At 71.5% G+C, this 18,553-nt stretch carries 15 protein-coding genes; 8 read left to right on the forward strand and 7 right to left on the reverse strand.

Annotated elements, in window-relative coordinates:
* Nucleotides 1-42 precede the first annotated feature (42 nt).
* The 5 genes from WFJ36_RS08780 to WFJ36_RS08800 all read right to left on the reverse strand — a co-directional run bounded on the left by WFJ36_RS08780 (nucleotide 43) and on the right by WFJ36_RS08800 (nucleotide 4,839).
* Entirely contained in the window at nucleotides 43-717 is a 675-nt protein-coding gene (locus tag WFJ36_RS08780; RefSeq protein ID WP_071327762.1) for a GNAT family N-acetyltransferase, read from the reverse strand.
* Between the two features lie 126 nt (nucleotides 718-843).
* Nucleotides 844-1,719 (reverse strand): siderophore-interacting protein, encoded by an 876-nt coding sequence (locus WFJ36_RS08785; RefSeq protein WP_071327761.1) that lies wholly within the window; start codon nucleotides 1,717-1,719, stop codon nucleotides 844-846.
* A gap of 11 nt (nucleotides 1,720-1,730) precedes the next feature.
* On the reverse strand, nucleotides 1,731-2,549 hold the full coding sequence (locus tag WFJ36_RS08790; protein ID WP_071327760.1) for an energy-coupling factor transporter transmembrane component T: 819 nt from the start codon (nucleotides 2,547-2,549) through the stop codon (nucleotides 1,731-1,733).
* The gene (locus WFJ36_RS08795) at nucleotides 2,546-4,213 is read right to left on the reverse strand and encodes an ABC transporter ATP-binding protein (protein ID WP_336643143.1); all 1,668 of its coding nucleotides are present in this window, start codon (nucleotides 4,211-4,213) and stop codon (nucleotides 2,546-2,548) included. Before WFJ36_RS08795 ends, WFJ36_RS08790 begins: the two co-directional genes overlap by 4 nt.
* 80 nt (nucleotides 4,214-4,293) lie before the next feature.
* Nucleotides 4,294-4,839: an ECF transporter S component gene (locus WFJ36_RS08800; RefSeq protein ID WP_060923064.1), complete on the reverse strand. Its 546-nt coding sequence runs from the start codon at nucleotides 4,837-4,839 to the stop codon at nucleotides 4,294-4,296.
* Between the two features lie 175 nt (nucleotides 4,840-5,014).
* On the opposite strand from WFJ36_RS08800, the gene WFJ36_RS08805 reads away from it, so the two are divergent.
* From WFJ36_RS08805 to WFJ36_RS08835, 7 genes are all read left to right on the forward strand, one after another.
* On the forward strand, nucleotides 5,015-8,218 hold the full coding sequence (locus tag WFJ36_RS08805; RefSeq protein WP_336643144.1) for a S8 family peptidase: 3,204 nt from the start codon (nucleotides 5,015-5,017) through the stop codon (nucleotides 8,216-8,218).
* Nucleotides 8,219-8,443: 225 nt separating this feature from the next.
* On the forward strand, nucleotides 8,444-10,729 hold the full coding sequence (locus WFJ36_RS08810; RefSeq protein ID WP_336643145.1) for a carbon starvation CstA family protein: 2,286 nt from the start codon (nucleotides 8,444-8,446) through the stop codon (nucleotides 10,727-10,729).
* A gap of 1 nt (nucleotide 10,730) precedes the next feature.
* The gene (locus WFJ36_RS08815; protein ID WP_083391627.1) at nucleotides 10,731-10,976 is read left to right on the forward strand and encodes a YbdD/YjiX family protein; all 246 of its coding nucleotides are present in this window, start codon (nucleotides 10,731-10,733) and stop codon (nucleotides 10,974-10,976) included.
* Nucleotides 10,977-11,005: 29 nt separating this feature from the next.
* A complete protein-coding gene (locus WFJ36_RS08820) occupies nucleotides 11,006-12,187 on the forward strand; it encodes a sensor histidine kinase (protein WP_071327757.1) in 1,182 nt (393 codons plus the stop codon).
* An 8-nt stretch (nucleotides 12,188-12,195) separates the two neighbouring features.
* Nucleotides 12,196-12,915, forward strand: coding sequence for a LytR/AlgR family response regulator transcription factor (locus WFJ36_RS08825; protein WP_071327756.1), 720 nt, complete (start codon nucleotides 12,196-12,198; stop codon nucleotides 12,913-12,915).
* Nucleotides 12,912-13,286 carry a heavy metal transporter gene (locus WFJ36_RS08830; RefSeq protein ID WP_292787824.1) on the forward strand — a complete coding sequence of 125 codons (375 nt, stop codon included), beginning with the start codon at nucleotides 12,912-12,914 and terminating at the stop codon, nucleotides 13,284-13,286. Before WFJ36_RS08825 ends, WFJ36_RS08830 begins: the two co-directional genes overlap by 4 nt.
* Complete coding sequence (locus WFJ36_RS08835) at nucleotides 13,283-14,740, forward strand: sodium/solute symporter (protein WP_071327754.1); 1,458 nt, start codon at nucleotides 13,283-13,285, stop codon at nucleotides 14,738-14,740. Before WFJ36_RS08830 ends, WFJ36_RS08835 begins: the two co-directional genes overlap by 4 nt.
* 396 nt (nucleotides 14,741-15,136) lie before the next feature.
* On the opposite strand, the gene WFJ36_RS08840 is transcribed toward WFJ36_RS08835, so the two are convergent.
* Nucleotides 15,137-16,054, reverse strand: a complete 918-nt coding sequence (locus WFJ36_RS08840) for a pirin family protein (protein ID WP_336643146.1) — start codon at nucleotides 16,052-16,054, stop codon at nucleotides 15,137-15,139.
* A complete protein-coding gene (locus tag WFJ36_RS08845; RefSeq protein ID WP_071327752.1) occupies nucleotides 16,051-16,419 on the reverse strand; it encodes a GNAT family N-acetyltransferase in 369 nt (122 codons plus the stop codon). Before WFJ36_RS08845 ends, WFJ36_RS08840 begins: the two co-directional genes overlap by 4 nt.
* A gap of 105 nt (nucleotides 16,420-16,524) precedes the next feature.
* On the opposite strand from WFJ36_RS08845, the gene recQ reads away from it, so the two are divergent.
* Nucleotides 16,525-18,552: a DNA helicase RecQ gene (recQ, locus tag WFJ36_RS08850; protein ID WP_336643147.1), complete on the forward strand. Its 2,028-nt coding sequence runs from the start codon at nucleotides 16,525-16,527 to the stop codon at nucleotides 18,550-18,552.
* Nucleotide 18,553 lies beyond the last annotated feature (1 nt).

The following is an 18,553-nucleotide window of genomic DNA, read 5'->3' on the forward strand; positions in this document are numbered from 1 at the left end:
CCGCCCCGGCGTGCCGTGCTGTGACTCCGAAGTCGTGCCCGGTCAGGGGATGAGCATGAGCCGGAGGGTGTCGAACCCGTCGAGCGTGACGGCGCCACCGAGCAGGGCGAGATTCTGCTCGCGGACCGCCTCGAAGCGATCCCTGGTCATCGAGTAGTTGTGGTGCGGGGTCGCCGCGTTCTCGCGGACCACCATCGTCGTGCCGTGGGGACGGTAGCCGACCCTCCGGGAGATTGCGTTCGAGGCGGCGTTGTCTGCGAAGGCGCCCGAGGTCACCTCTCGTGCCCCCAAGCCGTCGAACAGTGCGAAAAGCATCAAAGCTCTCATCCGTGTGCCGATGCCGCGGCCCTGATACTCGATACCGAGCCAGGAGCCCGTCTCCGCTCGGTGCCGCATGCCCCAATCGTCGGCGCTCACGCCCTGGACACCGACGAGGATGCCGTCCACCAGCACCCCGAGTTCGAGCATGAACCGTTCGGGAGCGATCTGGGAGCGGGCGTGCCACTGGTACGACAGGAGTCGGCGTACAACGGTGTCCGTGTCACCGCGAGTCCAGGGGACGGCGAAGGGCATCCGGCCCGGATCGTGCACGCCGCGTGCGGCGAGGTCGCCCAGGGTGACCAGCAGATCGTCATCCAGCCACCGCAGTTCGAGGTCTCCGGCACGCGCTCGCACCCCCGCGGCGGGCCAGCGGCGAACCAGGTCGGCGGCTGTCATCGCCACAGTATGGCATCGCTCCACACGCCGGTCTCCGGGCACAACTTCGGAGATTCCGGACGACATGCCGGGGCAGCCTCTTCCGCCCCGGCGTGTCGTGCCCTGTCTCCGAAGTCGTGCCCGGCCTCAGGCGAGGGGCTCGGCGGCGGCTTCGCGTGCGGCCTTCGAGGCGGGGGAGGCGGCGCCGATCTTCCAGTAGCCGCAGAAGCTGACGGCGTTCTTGTCGACGCTGCGCTCGCCGACGAGCTGCTTGCGGACGCCGGAGGCCAGGGCCTGCTCGCCGGCCGCGTACGCGTGGAACGGAGCATCGGGCAGAGCGGTGCGAGCGAGGGCGTCCAGGGCGAGAACCCCGGGCGGGATCTCGTGCGGCCGCACGATCCACACCACGTCGAGCCCCGACGGATGCGCGAACTCCAGGGCGTCCTCCGCGGACGGGACCTCGATGATCGCCGTGCCCGCGGCGTTGGCCGGCAGGGAGGCGCTGATCGACGCGATCGCAGGGAGGGCGGTCTCGTCGCCCACGAGCACCACCCGGTCGGTGCCCCGCTCGGGGTTGAACGTCAGGCCCTCGTCGATGATGAGGACGTGCTCGCCGGGGGCGCAGGTCTCCGCCCATCGGGAGGCCGGACCGGCGGTGCCGTCGGCCGCCGAGCCGTGCAGCACGAAGTCGACGTCGAGCTCGGCGCCGGTCTCGGGCGTGGCCGGGCGGTACGCGCGCACGGTGTAGTTGCGCATCACGGGGCGCTCGCCGTCGGGGATGCGGAGGAACTTCAGATACCCGAGCATCCGGTTCGCCTTGGCGGGCACCCGCTCGAGCCCGGCCTCCCCGCCGATCGGCAGGAACAGCCGGAACCACTGGTCGTAGCCCATCGGACGGAAGCGGTCGATCTCGCCGCCGCCCAGGGTCACCCGCACCCAGTGCGGCGCGAGCCGTTCGGTGCGGAGCACGGTGAGGTGCAGGAGCTCGGCCGTCTCCGGCTTGACCATCTTGCTGAATGCCATGCGGGCACCTTTCAGGGGAGCTGCCAGGGGAAGAAGACGACGAAGATCGCGGCCGACACGGCGAGCATGACCACGGTGAAGACGGTGTCCCTCGCGCGGAACGGCACGAGGTGCCGCTCCGTCCGGGTCGGATGCGCGCCGAACGCCCGGGAGTCCATCGCGAGGGCGACGCGCTCCGCGTGCCGGATGGCGCCCGCGAGCAGCGGGACGATGTAGCCCCACCCGCGCGCGATCCGGGCGAACGGGCCGCGGCCGCCGTGCGAGCCGCGCACCCGGTGCGCGGCGCGGATGACGGCGAGCTCATGGCCGAAGCGGGGCACGAAGCGGAAGGCGGCCAGGGCCGTGTAGCCGATGCGGTACGGCACGCGCAGCTGCTGCACGCTCGCACGCACGAGGTCGGAACCGCTGGTGGTGAGGCCGCCGACGAGCGCGAGCGCGACGATCGAGCCGAGTCGGAGCGCCGTGGCGGACCCGATGAGGAGGGCGCCGCCGTAGAGGGTCCAGTCGCCGATCGTCACGACGGGGGTGGTGTCGGCGACCAGGGCCGCGTCGACCCACAGCGAGAAGCCGACGCCGATCGCGACCATGCCCACGGGCAGGCCGAGCAGGAGCAGCGCGAGGAGGCGCCCCGTCACCCGCGCCCCGACGAGGATGAGGGCGTAGGCGAGCACGAGGAAGGCGGCGGGGGTGGCCAGGTCCCGCACGAAGACGAGGAGCAGCATCGCGGGGGCGAACCCGGCGACCTTCGCCAGCGGGTTGAGGCCGTAGAGGAACTGCCGCCGCGAGGTGGCCGTGAGCGGCGCATACGGATCGAGCGTGGTCATCGTCATGGCGACACCTCCCACCCGGCCGCGGTGAGCACACGCTGCAACGCGGGGACGCGCAGGCCGGCGGAGGGGAGGATCGCGGGATCGGCGAACAGTGCCGCCGTCGGACCGGCGGCCCGGACCTGCCCGTCGGCGAGGACGACCGTGTCGGTGGCGTGCTCGGCGACGAGCTGCAGGTCGTGGGTGACGATGACCACGGTCGTGCCGTCCGCCCGCAGGCTCTCCAGCAGCGCCAGGAGCTCGGCCGCCCTGGCGCGGTCCTGCCCGAAGGTGGGCTCGTCGAGGGCGAGGACACGGGGGCGGCTGATGAGGGCGGTGCCGACCGAGAGCCGTCGCTTCTCACCGCCGGAGAGGAGGAACGGGTGCACCCCGGCCTTGTGCGACAGCCCGAACCGCTCCAGCATCTCCGCCACCCGCGTGCGGACCTCGTCGTCCGGCACGTGGCGCAGGCGGAGACCGTGGGCGAGCTCGTCGAACACGGTGGCGGCGATGAACTGGTGCTCCGGGTTCTGGAACACGAAGCCGATGCGCGCCGCGAGTTCCCGAGGCGAGGCCGTCCCGGGGTCGATGCCGTCGACGGAGACCCGACCCCTCGGCGGCGGCACGACCCCGGCGAGAGCCTGGATCAGCGTCGTCTTGCCCGCCCCGTTCGCCCCGACGATCGCGGTGAGGCTCCCGGCGGCGATGTCGAGGTCGACCCCGTGCAGGATCTCGGTGCGGCGCCGTGCGACGGTGAGGCCGCGGGCCCGGATGATCGGCTCCCGGTCGGGGAGGCGAGGGGCGCCGACCGGCACCGAGGACGCGGTGCCGGGGCCCGGAGGAAGCGCGGCGGCCAGCGCCTGGGGCGTCAGCGGCAGCGGATCGAGCGCGACCCCGCGGTCGCGGAGGCGGAGGGCGGCGAGCGTCGCGGCGGGCAGCCAGACCCCCATTGCCAGGAGCTCGTCGGCATGCGCGCGGATGGTCTCGGCCGCCGGACCGTCGAGGACCACCCGGCCCTCGCGGTCGAGAACGATGGTGCGCGTGACGAAGCGCATCGCGGCATCGAGGTTGTGCTCGACGAGGAGGATGGCCCGGTCTGCGGCGGCCACGACCTCGGTCAGCGCCGCGTACACGTCGTCGATCCCCTGCGGGTCGAGATTCGCGGTCGGCTCGTCCAGCACGATGAGCGGAGAGCCCATCGCGAGGGCGCAGGCGATGGCGAGACGCTGCCGCCCCCCGCCGGACAGGTGGTCGGGGTTATCGTCGCGGCGCTCCCACAGGCCGACGCGCCGCAACGCCTCCTCCACGCGGGCGCGCACGGTCTCCACCGGGAGAAGAAGGTTCTCCGGACCGAAGGCCACCTCGTCGTACACCGTCCCCGTGACGATCTGCGCGTCCGGATCCTGGAAGACCATGGCGACGTGCGTGCTGAGCGTCGCGGTGTGCGCGGTGGTGGTGTCGATGCCGCCGGCCTCGACGGTGCCGGTCATGGTCGCGGGGAGCGCATGCGGGATGAGGCCGTTGAGAGCGAGCGTGAGCGTCGACTTCCCGGAACCGGACGGGCCGAGCAGCAGCACGACCTCGCCGGGATCGATGTCGAAGGTCACATCGCGGGGCGACGGGTGCACGGCGTCCGCGTGGGTGAGGGTCAGCTCGCGCACGCGGAGGAGGGGTGCGGATGGGCGCACGGCACGTCCCTGGTTCGACGGAGGGTGTGCCTCTAACTTAGCTGAGCCTTACCTGTGCTGCCAGCGGGCCCGGTGCGTGATCAGCGGCGCGCGACGCCGGCGGTGCGCAGCGCCGAACCGATGGCGAGGCCGATCGCCGTCCAGGCCACCGGGCCGAGCACGGAGATCGTCAGGTACAGCAGCTGGGCCCAGAGCGGCATGACCGCGAGGTTCGCTGCGAAGAACACCGCCACCGCCACGACGACGCCGATCACGACCGCCGAGACGAAGAACCGCCAGGCGCCCCAGGAGCGATAGCGGGTGAGGGCGGCGACACCCTCCTGGATGAGACCGAAGAGCAGCGCCGTGCCGATGAACCGCAGCGACCACGCCGGGTTGAAGGCGCTCGCGATGAGGGCGGCGAACACGTGCGTGATGAGCGCCACGAACGGCAGCCGCAGCACCTCCTGCGCGATGATGCCCGGCAGCACGTGCGAGCCCAGCACGAGGCCGTAGAGGAACAGCAGCGGGCTGGCCAGGAGGAGGGGAGTGACCCATCCGGCGATGCCGCCGAGGATGCCCGTGGCGACGCCGATCGCCGCGCAGATCAGCAGCACTCTGGTCGACAGGACGGAGGTTCGGGCCACGTCTCCAGCCTACTGGCGACATTCGGAGAGTCGGCCGCCGTCCATCCTGACCGATCGGCACGATCGGGGGCGACCATCGTTCAGTTCTCGATCCGGCGCCGAACGGCGGGGCTATCGTGAGCCGCGGTGCGGCGACGACGCGGCATCGGGATCATCGGATCATCAGGAGCGAGATATGGGTCGAACACCCCTTCGGATCGCAGCAGCCACCACCCTGGCGACGCTGTTCATCGCATCGACGGCAACCGCGGGCCACGCAGCGACCGGGGAGGTGACGCACCCCGTTCCGGTCGCGGGGACCCCCGGGCACTACATCGTGATCATGAAGGCCGATCCCCTCGCCAGCTACGAAGGCGACGTCAAGGGCCTGAAGGCGACGAAGCCTGACGAGGGCGAGCAGCTCGAGACGCAGTCGCAGGACGCGCGGCGCTACGTCAAGCACCTCGAGTCCGAGCAGAAGAGCCTCATCAACGACGTCGGCGTCACCCCGGACACGACCTACCAGGTGGTGCTCAACGGTTTCAGCGCCGACCTCTCGGGTGAGCAGGTGGACCAGCTCCGCGCCTCGAAGGACGTCCTCGGGGTGTATCCGGACGAGATCCGTCATCCTGATGCGCAGACCTCGACCGACTACCTCGGTCTCGGCGACGACCGCAAGGGCCGCGGCGGGGTGTGGCAGCAGACCGGAGGCGTGAAGAAGGCCGGCGAGGGCGTCGTGGTGGGTGTGATCGACACGGGCATCGCTCCCGAGCACCCCTCGTTCGAGGGCAAGAAGCTCAAGCAGCAGAAGAAGCAGAACAGCCGGCACAAGGGCACGGACCCGTACACCGACGGCACCTACGTCTACTTCGACAAGTCCGACGGCGGACAGTTCCGCGGCGCGATGGTCGATGGTCAGGACTGGGACGAGCGCGACTACTCGACGAAGCTCATCGGCGGGCAGTACTTCTTCGCGGGAGCCCAGGCGGCCGGGTTCGACTTCCAGTACGACTACCTCTCCCCGCGCGACGGCGACGGTCACGGCTCGCACACGGCGAGCACCGCCGCAGGCAACTTCGGAGTGGACGCCGCGATCGAGGGCGTCGACTTCGGAACGGTCTCCGGCGTCGCCCCCGGGGCGAAGGTCGCGGCCTACAAGGCCTGCTACGTCGGCCCGGACACGACCGTGACCACGGATGACATCTGCGCGCTGAGCGACCTCGTGGCCGCGATCGATCAGGCGGTGGCGGACGGTGTCGACGTGATCAACTACTCGATCGGCGGCGGCGCCGCGAGCACCGTGATGGCTCCCGAGGACCTCGCGTTCCTCAACGCCGCGGCCGCCGGTGTCTTCGTCGCGACCAGCGCCGGCAACGACGGCCCCGATCCGGTCACCGCCGACCACGCCTCGCCGTGGTACACCACGGTCGCCGCCTCCACCATCCCCACGTGGGAGGGCACCGTGCAGTTCGACGGCTTCGAGCAGGCCGGCGCCTCGGTGACCGTCCCGTTCGGTGAGAGCGTCTCCGGACCCTCCATCGCCGCCGTGGATGCCGCGGCGTCCGGTGCGGCGGATGCGCAGCTGTGCCTGCCGGGCACCCTCGACCCGGCGAAGGTCGCCGGACACATCGTCGTCTGCGACCGCGGCGGCAACGCCCGCGCGGAGAAGTCCCAGGTCGTGAAGGCCGCCGGGGGCATCGGGATGGTCCTGGTGAACGTGCCCGGCGGTGCGGACTCCCTCGACAACGACTTCCACGCCGTGCCCACCGTGCACCTGAACGCCGTGCACCGCGCGGCCGTGCTCGCCTACGTGCAGGGCGGTGTCGATCGGCCGATCACCCTCGTCGGCGAGAACACCACCGGTGTGACCACGCCGACCCCGCAGATCGCGGGCTTCTCGAGCCGCGGACCGATGCTCGCCGACGGCACCGACGTCCTCAAGCCGGACATCGCCGCTCCGGGAGTGGCGATCCTCGCCGCCACGCACAACGCCCCGGGTGAGGACCCGACCTTCGGCATCCTCTCCGGGACGTCGATGGCCTCCCCGCACATCGCCGGCCTCGGCGCGCTGTACCTCGGGGAGCACCCGCGGGCGACCCCGGGCGAGATCCGTTCGGCCCTGATGACGACCGCGACCGACACCGTGCTGCCCGACGGCTCGAAGAACACCAATCCGTTCGAGCAGGGAGCAGGGCAGGTCGACGCGACGCGGTTCCTGAACCCGGGTCTGCTCTACCTCAACGGCTTCAAGGACTGGGCGGCCTTCCTCGACGGGAAGGGGCTGTCGGACTTCCCCGGCATCGACCCCATCGACGGCAGCGACCTGAACCAGGCATCGATCTCGATCGGGTCCCTGGCCAGCGCGCAGACCGTCACCCGCTCGGTCACGTCGACCGAGAAGGGCGTGTTCACGGCGAAGGCCTCCGTCCCCGGCGTGAACGTCACCGTCACGCCGTCCCAGCTCGCCTTCGACAAGCCCGGGCAGACGAAGACCTTCACGGTCACGTTCGACAGCACCACCGCGCCGGTCGAGCAGTGGGCCACGGGTTCGCTCACCTGGACGAGCAAGAAGAACACGGTGCGCTCGCCGATCGCGGTGTTCCCGGTCACGGCGGATGCCCCGGCCGAGGTCACCGGCAGTGGCGTCGACGGCAGCACGACCGTCGACATCACCCCCGGCCTCGACGGAGACCTGGCGCTGGATGTCTCGGGTCTCACGCCGTTCCAGCTCCTCAGCGACCCGGACAACCCCGTCGAGGGGCACTCCGGGAACGAGAACTCGGGCGACGCGAACAAGGACGTGTCCTGGATCGTGGACGTGCCGGAGGGGGCCACCCTCTCGCGGTTCGACCTCGACTCGTCCGACGACGAGGGCAGTGACCTCGACCTCACCGTCTACCGGGTCGTGAGCCCCGACGACCTGCGCTACTACGAGCGCTGGCAGTCGGCGACGGGCTCGGCCGACGAGCAGGTGACGATCCCCGCACCGACCGCGGGCACCTACCTCGTCGTGGCGAACGTGTACTCCACGACCGGGCCGATGACGTGGGACATGACCCACGCGTCCGTGCTGCCGGACGGAGAGGGCTCGTTCACCGCGACGCCGAACCCGATCGCCGCGGTCCGCGGCGAGAAGACGAGCTATGAGCTGAGCTGGACCGGTCTGACCGCCGGGACCCGCTACCTCGGACTCGTCCAGTACGGCGACTCGGCCGTGCGCACCGTGGTGACGGTCACGACGCCCGGGGACGCCGCGCCGACGCCGACTCCCGCGCCGAAGCCGTCGCCGACTCCCGAGCCGACGCCGACGCCGGAGCCGACGCCGACCCCGGATCCGACTCCGACGCCGGGGCCGACTCCCGAGCCGACCGCGCCTCCGGAGACCGACGCCCCCGGGTGATCCGGGAACGGTTGCACGACCCGGTCACGGCCGCACGAGGTGATCCCTCGTGCGGCCGTGCCGTCGTATCCAGGTCGTGCAGACGTGCCGGGGCGAGGACGTCCGGGCATCCGTTCGTCGCACGACCCCCGCCGCTCGTCGCAGCGTCCCCGGATCCGGAAGCGACAGCGGCACGCACTCTCTACCGTGGGGAGACGCAATGATGCGCCCCCAGAGGAGAACCCCATGACCGCACCTTCGTCGCGCCGCCGCGACGGCGCCGGGCTCGTCGACGACGACCCCGTCATCGAGACCGACCCGAACCTCCCACCCGTCGCCCTCTCCGCGGAGCACGAGGCCAGGAGCCGCCGCTGGACCCTGCCGAAGATCCTGCTGTGGACGGCCATCGCCCTCCTCGGCGGCGTCGCCTGGGTGATGCTCGCCATCGTGCGCGGCGAGACCGTGAACGCGATCTGGTTCGTGTTCGCCGCCGTCTGCACCTACCTGATCGGCTACCGCTTCTACTCCAAGGTCATCGAGCGGTACATCACCCGCCCCGACGACCGCCGCGCCACGCCCGCCGAGGTGAAGCAGGACGGCAAGGACTACGTCCCCACCGACCGCCGGGTGCTCTACGGTCACCACTTCGCCGCCATCGCCGGCGCCGGACCCCTCGTCGGCCCCGTGCTCGCGGCGCAGATGGGCTACCTCCCCGGCACCATCTGGATCATCGTGGGCGTCGTGCTCGCGGGAGCCGTGCAGGACTACACGGTGCTCTTCTTCTCGATGCGGCGCGGCGGTCGGACCATCGGACAGATGGCGCGGCAGGAGCTCGGCAAGATCGGCGGCACCGCGGCGATCATCGCCTCGCTGCTCATCATGCTCATCATCGTCGCGATCCTCGCGCTCGTCGTCGTGAACGCTCTCGGCGAGAGCCCGTGGGGCGTCTTCTCCGTCGCGATGACCATCCCGATCGCCCTCTTCATGGGCGTGTACCTGCGCTACCTGCGCCCGGGCAAGGTGACCGAGGTCTCGATCATCGGCTTCGTGCTGCTCATGGCCGCGATCATCGGCGGTGGCTGGGTCGCCGGCACCGAGTGGGGTCAGGCGATCTTCCACCTCGACCGCACCACGATCGCGTGGGGCATCATCATCTACGGCTTCATCGCCGCGGTGCTGCCGGTGTGGCTGCTGCTCGCGCCGCGTGACTACCTCTCCACGTTCATGAAGATCGGCGTCATCGTGATGCTCGCCGGCGCGATCGTCCTCGTGCGTCCGGAGATCTCGGTCCCCGCGGTCAGCATCTTCGGCGAGAACGGCATGGGTCCGGTGTTCGCCGGGCCGCTCTTCCCCTTCCTGTTCGTGACGATCGCGTGCGGCGCGTTGTCCGGATTCCATGCGCTGATCGCGTCGGGCACCACACCGAAGCTCGTCGAGAAGGAGCGGCAGACCCGGTTCATCGGCTACGGCGGCATGCTCATGGAGTCGTTCGTCGCGATCATGGCCCTCGTCGCCGCGATCTCGATCGACCAGGGCATCTACTTCGCCATGAACGCCCCGGCCGCCGCGACCGGGGGCACCGTGGAGGGAGCGGTCGCCTTCGTGAACTCGCTCGGGCTGACCGGGGTGAACCTCACCCCCGACATGCTCACGGGCACGGCGGCCGCGGTCGGCGAGGAGTCGATCGTCTCGCGCACCGGAGGGGCTCCGACGCTGGCGCTCGGCCTCGCGCACATCATGCAGCAGGCCCTCGGCGGACAGGCGCTGATGGCGTTCTGGTACCACTTCGCGATCATGTTCGAGGCCCTGTTCATCCTCACGGCGGTGGACGCCGGAACCCGGGTCGCCCGCTTCATGCTGCAGGACTCGATCGGCGCCTGGTTCCCGAAGTTCCGCGACGTCTCCTGGCGCCCAGGGGTGTGGATCTGCACCGCGATCATGGTGGCCGGCTGGGGAGCGATCCTCATCCTCGGCGTCACCGACCCGCTCGGCGGCATCAACACCTTCTTCCCGCTGTTCGGCATCGCGAACCAGCTGCTCGCGGCGATCGCGCTCGCCGTGGTGCTGGCCATCGTCGCCAAGCGTGGTCGCAGCTACTTCCGGTGGCTGTGGATCATCGCGCTGCCGCTCGCCTTCACCGCGGTCGTCACCATCACGGCCTCGCTCTACAAGATCTTCTCGCCGGTGCCGGCGATCGGATACTGGGCGAATCACTTCCGATACCTGGAGGCGCTGAACTCCGGTGACACCACGCTCGGCGCGCCGGAGGTGCTGCAGGCCGTCATCCGCAACACCGCGGTGCAGGGCACGCTGTCGATCATCTTCGTGGTGCTCGCGATCATCGTCATCGTCATGGCGGTCATCGCGACCGTGAAGGCGATCCGCAACGGCGGCGGCGAGAACACCGAGGACCCGCCCGTCCCGTCGCGCCGCTTCGCCCCGGCCGGGTTCCTCCCCGACGCGGAGGAGCGCGAGCTGGAGAAGCAGTGGGAGCCGATTCTCGCCGAAGAGCGCGCGGCGGCACGGCACTGAGATGACCCACGCGATGGATCGGACGGATGCCGCGACCTCCCCGCTGCGGGCGCTGTGGAGCGCCCTCGGCCGGGTCGGCCGCGGCATCCGCTGGTACATGACGACGCTGATGGGCGACACCGCGTACGCCACGTACGTCGCCCATCACCGGCGGCATCATCCGGACGAGGAGCCGCTGACGGAGCGGCAGTTCTGGCGTCAGCGGATGGACGACCAGGACCGCAATCCCGGTGCCCGCTGCTGCTGAGCCCGCCGGCGCGTCCCTAGGCTGAGCGCATGAACGACGTCGTCCTCGCCGCGATCCTCGGCGCGCTCGGCGGCATCGCCCTCACGGCGCTGCTGCTGCTCGCCCGGCGGTTCGCCCGCGGGTCTGCCGACCTCGGCAGCGAGGCGGAGCAGGGAGCGCTGCGGGCGCTGCATCAGGCGAGCCTCGCCGCCCCGCACCTCCGCGGCGGACTGACCGGGCCGGATGCCGTCAAGGCCGCCCGGCACCTGCGCGCCCTGCTGGGCAGCGCCGCGGTCGCCATCGTCGGCGAGGACGACACGGTCACCCTCGACGGTGCCGCGGACGGGCTCGAATCCGCCGCCGTGCGCATCGCCGCCCAGGTGCGCGCGTCCGGGCGGAGGCAGGTGTTCCCCTCGCCCGCCCGGACGGACGACCTGGAGGCGGTCGGCGCGCCCATCCTCGTCGACGGGGTGACGGTCGGGGTGGTCGTCGCCTTCGCGTCCCCGGTGCGGGCCGCGCTCGTACGGGCGGCGGAGGAGGTCGCCGACTGGTGTGCGGCGCAGGTCGAGCTCGGCGGACTCGAGGCCTCCCGCACCCAGCTCGCCGAGGCGGAGCTCCGGGCTCTGCGCGCCCAGATCTCCCCGCACTTCATCTACAACGCCCTCACCGCGATCGCCTCGTTCATCACGACCGACCCGGACCGGGCCCGGGACCTCGTGCTCGAGTTCGCCGACTTCACCCGCTACTCCTTCCGCCGGCAGGGAGAGTTCACCACGCTCGCGGAAGAGCTGGGCAGCATCCACTCGTACCTCGAACTGGAGCGGGCGCGGTTCGGCGACCGCCTGCGGGTGACGCTGCAGATCGCGCCGGAGACCCTCGCGACGGTCATCCCCTTCCTCTCCGTGCAGCCGCTCGTGGAGAACGCGGTGCGGCACGGCCTGGAGCCGGGGGAGGGCGGCGGCGAGATCCGCATCACCTCCCGCGACGACGGCACGCACACCGAGATCCTCGTCGAGGACGACGGCGTGGGAATGGACCCGGACGGCCTGCGCGCGCTGCTCACGGCGCGCGAGGAGGGCGGTCACGTGGGCCTGCGGAACGTCGACACCCGGCTCCGCCAGGTCTACGGCAGCGGGGGCGGTCTGGTCGTGGAGACCAACGCCGGCGCGGGTACCCTGGTGCGCATGCGAGTCCCGAAATCGCAGCCCCTCCACGACCCGGACGACGACTGAGGAGCGGCATGATCGACGTCCTCGTCGCCGACGACGAGCAGCCGGCCCTCGACGAGCTCGTGCACCTGCTGCGCGCCGACCCGCGCATCGGCGAGATCCTCACCGCGGGCAACGGCGCCGACGCGCTGCGTCAGCTCTCCGCGCGTGCGGTGCGGATCGCCTTCCTCGACATCCACATGCCCGGCCTTCTCGGCACCGAGCTCGCCCGCGCGCTCCTCGGTCTCGCGGAACCGCCCGCGGTCGTGTTCGTCACCGCCGACGAGGCCCGCGCGGTCGAGGCGTTCGAGCTGCGCGCGGCGGACTACCTCCTCAAGCCGGTCCGGCGGGAACGGCTGCGGAGCGCGGTGGACAGAGTGGTCGCGCAGGAGGCCGCGCCGCGCGGCGAGGACGAGGTGCTGCCGGTGACCGTGGGCGCATCCGTGCGGTTCGTGCGGCGCAGCGACGTGCGCTGGGTGCAGGCGCAGGGCGACTACGCGCGGCTGCACACCGAGGACGACGGTCCCGGCCACCTCGTGCGCATCCCGCTCTCCGAGCTCGAGACGCGGTGGGCGCCGGCCGGATTCCTCCGCATCCACCGTTCCACCCTCGTCCGGATGGTCGCGGTGACCGAGGCGCGGCTGTCGGGCGGGGATCCCGTCGTGGTCGTCGGCACGACCGTGCTGCCGGTGAGCAGGAGGCTCGTCGCGGCGGTGCGGGAGGCTCTCGTGCGCGGAGAGGGGTCCGGATGACCGAGGTGCCGAAGCGGGTGCGGGTCACCGCGGACACTCCGCCCCGTCGCTCCTCCGCCGCCACCCGGGGGATCGCGCTGCCCGGAGCCCCGGTCGCGGAGGCCGACGCCGTCTACGCCCGTGCCCTGATGCGCAGTCAGCTCCGGCTCGCCCTCGGCACCGTCGCGGGCTTCGTGGTGGTCGTCGTCGCCCTGGCGCTCGGGATCGCGCTCATCCCCGAGATCGACGCCGTCGTCCTCGGCGGGCTGCCGCTGTCGTGGCTCCTCCAGGCCTTCGCGTTCTACCCGGTGATCCTCGTATTCGCGGTGCTGTACGTGCGCACGGCGGTCCGCAACGAGCGGCGGTACCGGGCCCTGCGGGACCGCGAGTGAACGCCGTGCTCGACCTCGTCGGGGTCGCGCTGGTCGTGATCGCCACCCTCCTCATCGGCGTGTACGGGCTGCGGGTGTCGCGCACGACGAGCGACTTCTTCGTGGCGTCGCGGACGGTGCGTCCGGTCTGGAACGCCTCGGCCATCAGCGGCGAGTACCTGTCGGCCGGCACCTTCCTCGGACTCTCCGGGCTGGTGCTGCTGGACGGCGCCCGCGGCTTCTGGTTCCCCATCGGGTACGCCGCGGGGTACCTGCTCGTGCTCGTCTTCGTGGCCGCGCCCCTGCGCCGGAGCGGGGCGTACACGATCCCCGATTTCGTCGAGGCCCGGCTCGACTCGACCGCCGCGCGCCGTGTCACCAGCCTCGCGGTCCTCATCATCGGCTGGCTCTACATCGTGCCGCAGCTGCACGGCGCGGGCATCACGCTCGTCGTGGTCGCCGGGCTGCCGGAGTGGGTCGGCGCCGTGACGATCGCGGTGCTCGTGGCGGCGGCGGTCGCGGCGGGCGGCATGCGTGCGATCACCTTCGTGCAGGCGTTCCAGTACTGGCTCAAGCTCACGGCACTCCTCGTGCCGGTGGTGTGCATCGCGTTCGCCCTGAGCGGCGGCCCGCACGACGTCGATCCCGCCCTCGTCTTCCCCGCCGAGGCCGGGCCGTCCGGCTTCGACGCCTACGAGACCGCGTCGCTGCTGCTCGCGCTGCTCCTCGGCACGATGGGCCTGCCGCACGTCCTGGTGCGGTTCTACACCAGCCCGACCGGAGCCTCCGCGCGGCGGACCACCGTGATCGTCATCGCCATGGTGAGCGCGTTCTACGCCGTGTCGAGCGCGATGGGGCTCCTGGCGCGGATCGCCGCGCCGGACCTCGCGCAGCCGGGGATCGCCGACACCGTGGTGCTGCAGCTCCCGTCGCGGGTGTTCCCCGGGCTCGCGGGTGAGCTGCTGACGGCGCTCATCGTCGCCGGGGCCTTCGCCGCGTTCCTGGCGACCTCGGCCGGACTCGTGGTCTCGCTCGCGGGGGTCATCAGCCAGGACGTCTTCTCCGGCTCCGTGCGCTCCTTCCGGCTGTCCGCGGTGCTGTGTGCGCTCGTGCCGCTGGGGGTCGCGCTGCTCACGGTGCCCGCGGGACTTGTGTCGAGCGTGGGGGTGGTGTTCGTCGTGGCGGCGTCGACGCTCTCGCCCGTGGTGCTGCTGGGCGTGTGGTGGCGGGGTCTCACCGCGCGCGGGGCGGTCGCGGGCATGGTGTCCGGCGGTGTCGCGACCGGGCTCGCCCTGCTCGTGCACGCCGCGGTGGACGGGGTCGGCGTCGCGGCACCGTACCTCGCGCAGCCCGCCGCCTGGACGATCCCGCTGGCGACCGGAGTCACGGTGGCCGTGTCGTTGCTCGACCCTCGAGGGCCCTCGCCCCGCACGGACCGCTTCCTCGCCCGCGTGCACACCCCCGACCGCGCCTGAGTCTGCTTCTGCTTCCTGTCCTGCTTCCTGCCCCTGCTTCCGGGAACAGGCGATCACGCGGGTTCAGGCAGGTGAAAGCCAATCGAGCCTGAGCCAGCGTGAGTGCCTGAAGAGCGGGGTCGGTGTGGTCGGGTTTGGGGGCTTCAGCGCGACGGCAGGCACTGGCGCGAGCACAGGCAGGGAGGACCAGGAGTGCTTGAACTGGCGTGGGTGCTTGAACTCGCGTGGATGCCTGTTCAGGCGCGTCAGCGGGGTTGCGCGCGAGGGCAGGCAGTGGAGTGAGAACAGGCAGGGAGAGTCATGAGTGCCTGAATCAGCGGGAGTGCCTGAATCAGCGGGAGTGCCTGAATCAGCGGGAGCGCCTGAATCAGGAGGAGTGCCTGTGCGGGAGTGGGGTCAGAGGGTGCGGCTGCGCGGCATCAGGCGCACCGGGGGGAGCGGCGGCGCGGGGATGCGCTGGTCGTGCCCCTCGACGACGCCGAACCGGGGGGATGCGGCCTCCCAGTCCTCGCGGGCGGCGGCGATCTCGTCGTGGGAGCGCCCGGCGAAGTTCCACCACATGACGATCTCGTCCTCGAACGGCTCACCCCCGAGGAGGAACAGCAGCCCGCCTTCGCTGCTGGTCACCTCGACGCCGTCGCGGGAATCGCCGAGGTAGAGCATGTCGTTGCGGGTCATCGCGTGCTCGGGGACGGCGGCGTCGCCCTCGACGAGGAGCAGCGCGTGCTCCCACTCCGGCCGCAGCGGCAGGCGCACCGTGGTTCCGGCCGGCACGACGATCTCCGCCCCGACGATCGGCGTGTGCACGGTCGCCGGCGAGTGCACGCCCGCGAACTCGCCGAGCACGACCGTGGCCGTGGCGTCCGATCCGGTCGCGGCCGGGAGGGTCGTCGTCGGCAGGTCGGTGTGCCGCTCGAAGCCGCCGTCCCCGTGGCGCGCGGACTCCGGGAGCACGACCCAGAACTGCAGCGCATCGAGCGGAACGGGGCCGTCGCCCACGGAATACTCCGAGTGCGAGATGCCGTCGCCCGCGGTCATGAGGTTGAGCTGACCGCGCCGGAGGTCGGCATCGCTGCCCAGCGAATCGCGGTGCCGGATCTCGCCGACCAGCGGCCAGGTCACCGTCTGCAGACCGATGTGCGGATGCGGCTCGACGCGCATCCGGGTCTCGGCCGGGCCGAACCGGTCGAGGAAGCACCAGGCGCCGATGGTGGGGAGGTTGCGATGCGGCAGCACCCGCAGCACCTCCATGCCGCGCACACCGCCGAGCGGCACCGCCCGGGGTTCGAGGACGAGGCGGCGCTGCCCGATCATTCCGCCCTGCCCGTGGGGTCCTCGTCCGCGCCGGCCGACTCCTTCTGCACCGGGCCGTCCGCCGTCGAGCCCGGGCGCTGCGGCCAGCGGATCTCGGCGCCGGGCACCTCGTGCGTCTGAAGGTACTTCGCGATGTACGGGCAGAGCGGCACGATCGCGTCGCCCGTCGACGCCACGTCGGTCAGCGCCGCCGCGGCGAGCTTCCCGGCCAGGCCCTGGCCCTGGAAAGCGGGGTCGATCTCGGTGTGCAGGAAGCGGATCGCGCCGGGGCGGGTGTCGAACTCGGCGAACCCGGCCAGCACGTCATCGGAACGGATCTCGTAGCGGGAGGCCTCGTCGTTGCGGGTCACGGTGATGTCGGTCATCGGATGCTCCTTCCGGCGTCTGGAACCAACCTACGCCCGGGATCGACAGTGCGGGCCTGTGGACGTCGCCGTGCCGCTGTCCGTCGGGGTGATTACGCTGGAGGGATGCCGCAGACTCCCCGAGATCCGTACGACGGATGGATCCCCGAGCCGGACGCGGCATCCGACCAGCCCTGGGACGACGGGTGGGAGCCGACCGAGCCGCCGGAGCCGATGGACTGGGAGCCGCAGGAGGCTGGCTTCGAGCCGCCCCTCGACTGGGGGCCGGGTCCGACGACTGCGGTGACCACCGCGCCGGCCGTCCGCCGCGCCGCGCCCAGCCGGTATGCGACGGCCCGCGAGGCACTGCACACCGTGTTCGGCTACGACGACTTCCGCGGCGACCAGGCGGCCATCGTCGAGCAGGTCATCGGCGGCGGCGACGCCGTCGTCCTGATGCCCACCGGCGGCGGCAAGAGCATCACGTATCAGGTGCCCGCGCTCGTGCGCGAAGGCACCGGACTGGTCATCAGCCCGCTCATCGCGCTCATGCACGACCAGGTCGATGCGCTGCGCGCCAACGGCGTGAAGGCCGCGTACCTCAACTCCACCCAGTCGATCGAGGAGCGCCGCGAGGTCGAGCGCGCCTATGTCGCCGGAGAGCTCGACCTCCTCTACGTCGCCCCGGAGCGGCTGTCGAGCTCGCAGACCACCTCCCTCCTGCAGCGCGGCACGCTCAGTGTCATCGCCATCGACGAGGCCCACTGCGTGTCGCAGTGGGGTCACGACTTCCGACCGGACTACCTCGCCCTCGGCGACCTGGGTGAGCGATTCCCCGGCGTCCCGCGCATGGCTCTGACCGCCACCGCGACGCGGGCCACGCACAAGGAACTCACCGAGCGCCTGCACCTCGATGCGGCGCAGCACTTCGTGGCGAGCTTCGACCGCCCGAACATCCAGTACCGCATCGTCCCGAAGGTCGATCCCCGCAAGCAGCTCGTGCAGTTCATCCGGTCGCAGCCGGAGGGGGCGGCGGGCATCGTCTATGCGCTCAGCCGCAAGTCCGTCGAGCAGACGGCGACCTATCTCGCCGCGCAGGGTCTCGACGCGCTGCCGTACCACGCCGGTCTCCCTGCCGAGGTGCGGGCGGCGAACCAGTCACGCTTCCTCCGTGAAGACGGCGTCGTGATGGTGGCGACCATCGCGTTCGGCATGGGCATCGACAAGCCCGACGTGCGCTTCGTCGCCCACATCGATCTGCCGAAGTCGGTCGAGGGGTACTACCAGGAGACCGGGCGTGCCGGCCGCGACGGCGAGCCGTCCGTGGCGTGGATGGCGTACGGGCTCGGCGACGTGGTGCAGCAGCGCCGTCTGATCGATCAGAGTCCCGGCGACCGCACCTTCAAGATGCGGATGGGGCAGCACCTCGACGCGATGCTCGCGCTGTGCGAGACCGTGGCGTGCCGTCGGCAGAACCTCCTCGGGTACTTCGGCCAGGACTCGCAGCCGTGCGGCAACTGCGACACGTGCCTCGACGACACGGCGACCTTCGACGGGCTCGTCCCCGCGCAGAAGCTGCTGTCCACGATCGTGCGGCTCAAGCGGGAGCGGAATCAGGCGTTCGGCGCGGGCCACCTCATCGACATCCTCCGCGGGGCCTCGACCGAGCGCATCCGCCAACAGCGGCATGACGCCCTCGCGACCTACGGCATCGGCGCCGACCTCTCCGACCAGGACTGGCGGAGCGTGGTACGCCAGCTCCTCGCCCGTGGCATCCTCGTCGCGCAGGGCGACTACGGCACGCTCGCCCCCGGAGAGGCCGCGGCGGGGGTGCTGCGCGGCGAGACCGCGGTTCCGCTCCGGAAAGACACGATCGGGCGCCCGTCGTCGCCGTCTCGCGCCCGGAAGGCGAGTGCCGCCGACGCCCTCGACGCCGGAGACCGGGAGCTGTTCGAGGCGCTGCGGGCCTGGCGGACTGAGATCGCCAGGGAACAGGGCGTCCCCGCGTACATCGTCTTCGGCGATGCCACGCTCCGTGCTCTCGCGGAGCATCGGCCCACGTCGCACGCCGACCTCGACGGCATCACCGGCATCGGTGCGAAGAAGCGCGAGGCCTACGGCGACGGCGTCCTCGCCGTGATCGCCGCCTCCTGAC

Source organism: Microbacterium sp. MMO-113, from assembly GCF_037148555.1.
GTDB lineage: Bacteria > Actinomycetota > Actinomycetes > Actinomycetales > Microbacteriaceae > Microbacterium.

What these genes read in the sequence shown, in the direction of transcription:
- WFJ36_RS08780 (WP_071327762.1), bottom strand. Translation starts at nt 717, where the DNA reads ATGACAGCCGCCGACCTGGTTCGCCGCTGGCCCGCCGCGGGGGTGCGA.
- WFJ36_RS08785 (WP_071327761.1), bottom strand. Translation starts at nt 1,719, where the DNA reads ATGGCATTCAGCAAGATGGTCAAGCCGGAGACGGCCGAGCTCCTGCAC.
- WFJ36_RS08790 (WP_071327760.1), bottom strand. Translation starts at nt 2,549, where the DNA reads ATGACGATGACCACGCTCGATCCGTATGCGCCGCTCACGGCCACCTCG.
- WFJ36_RS08805 (WP_336643144.1), top strand. Translation starts at nt 5,015, where the DNA reads ATGGGTCGAACACCCCTTCGGATCGCAGCAGCCACCACCCTGGCGACG.
- WFJ36_RS08810 (WP_336643145.1), top strand. Translation starts at nt 8,444, where the DNA reads ATGACCGCACCTTCGTCGCGCCGCCGCGACGGCGCCGGGCTCGTCGAC.
- WFJ36_RS08815 (WP_083391627.1), top strand. Translation starts at nt 10,731, where the DNA reads ATGACCCACGCGATGGATCGGACGGATGCCGCGACCTCCCCGCTGCGG.
- WFJ36_RS08820 (WP_071327757.1), top strand. Translation starts at nt 11,006, where the DNA reads ATGAACGACGTCGTCCTCGCCGCGATCCTCGGCGCGCTCGGCGGCATC.
- WFJ36_RS08825 (WP_071327756.1), top strand. Translation starts at nt 12,196, where the DNA reads ATGATCGACGTCCTCGTCGCCGACGACGAGCAGCCGGCCCTCGACGAG.
- WFJ36_RS08830 (WP_292787824.1), top strand. Translation starts at nt 12,912, where the DNA reads ATGACCGAGGTGCCGAAGCGGGTGCGGGTCACCGCGGACACTCCGCCC.
- WFJ36_RS08840 (WP_336643146.1), bottom strand. Translation starts at nt 16,054, where the DNA reads ATGATCGGGCAGCGCCGCCTCGTCCTCGAACCCCGGGCGGTGCCGCTC.
- WFJ36_RS08845 (WP_071327752.1), bottom strand. Translation starts at nt 16,419, where the DNA reads ATGACCGACATCACCGTGACCCGCAACGACGAGGCCTCCCGCTACGAG.
- recQ (WP_336643147.1), top strand. Translation starts at nt 16,525, where the DNA reads ATGCCGCAGACTCCCCGAGATCCGTACGACGGATGGATCCCCGAGCCG.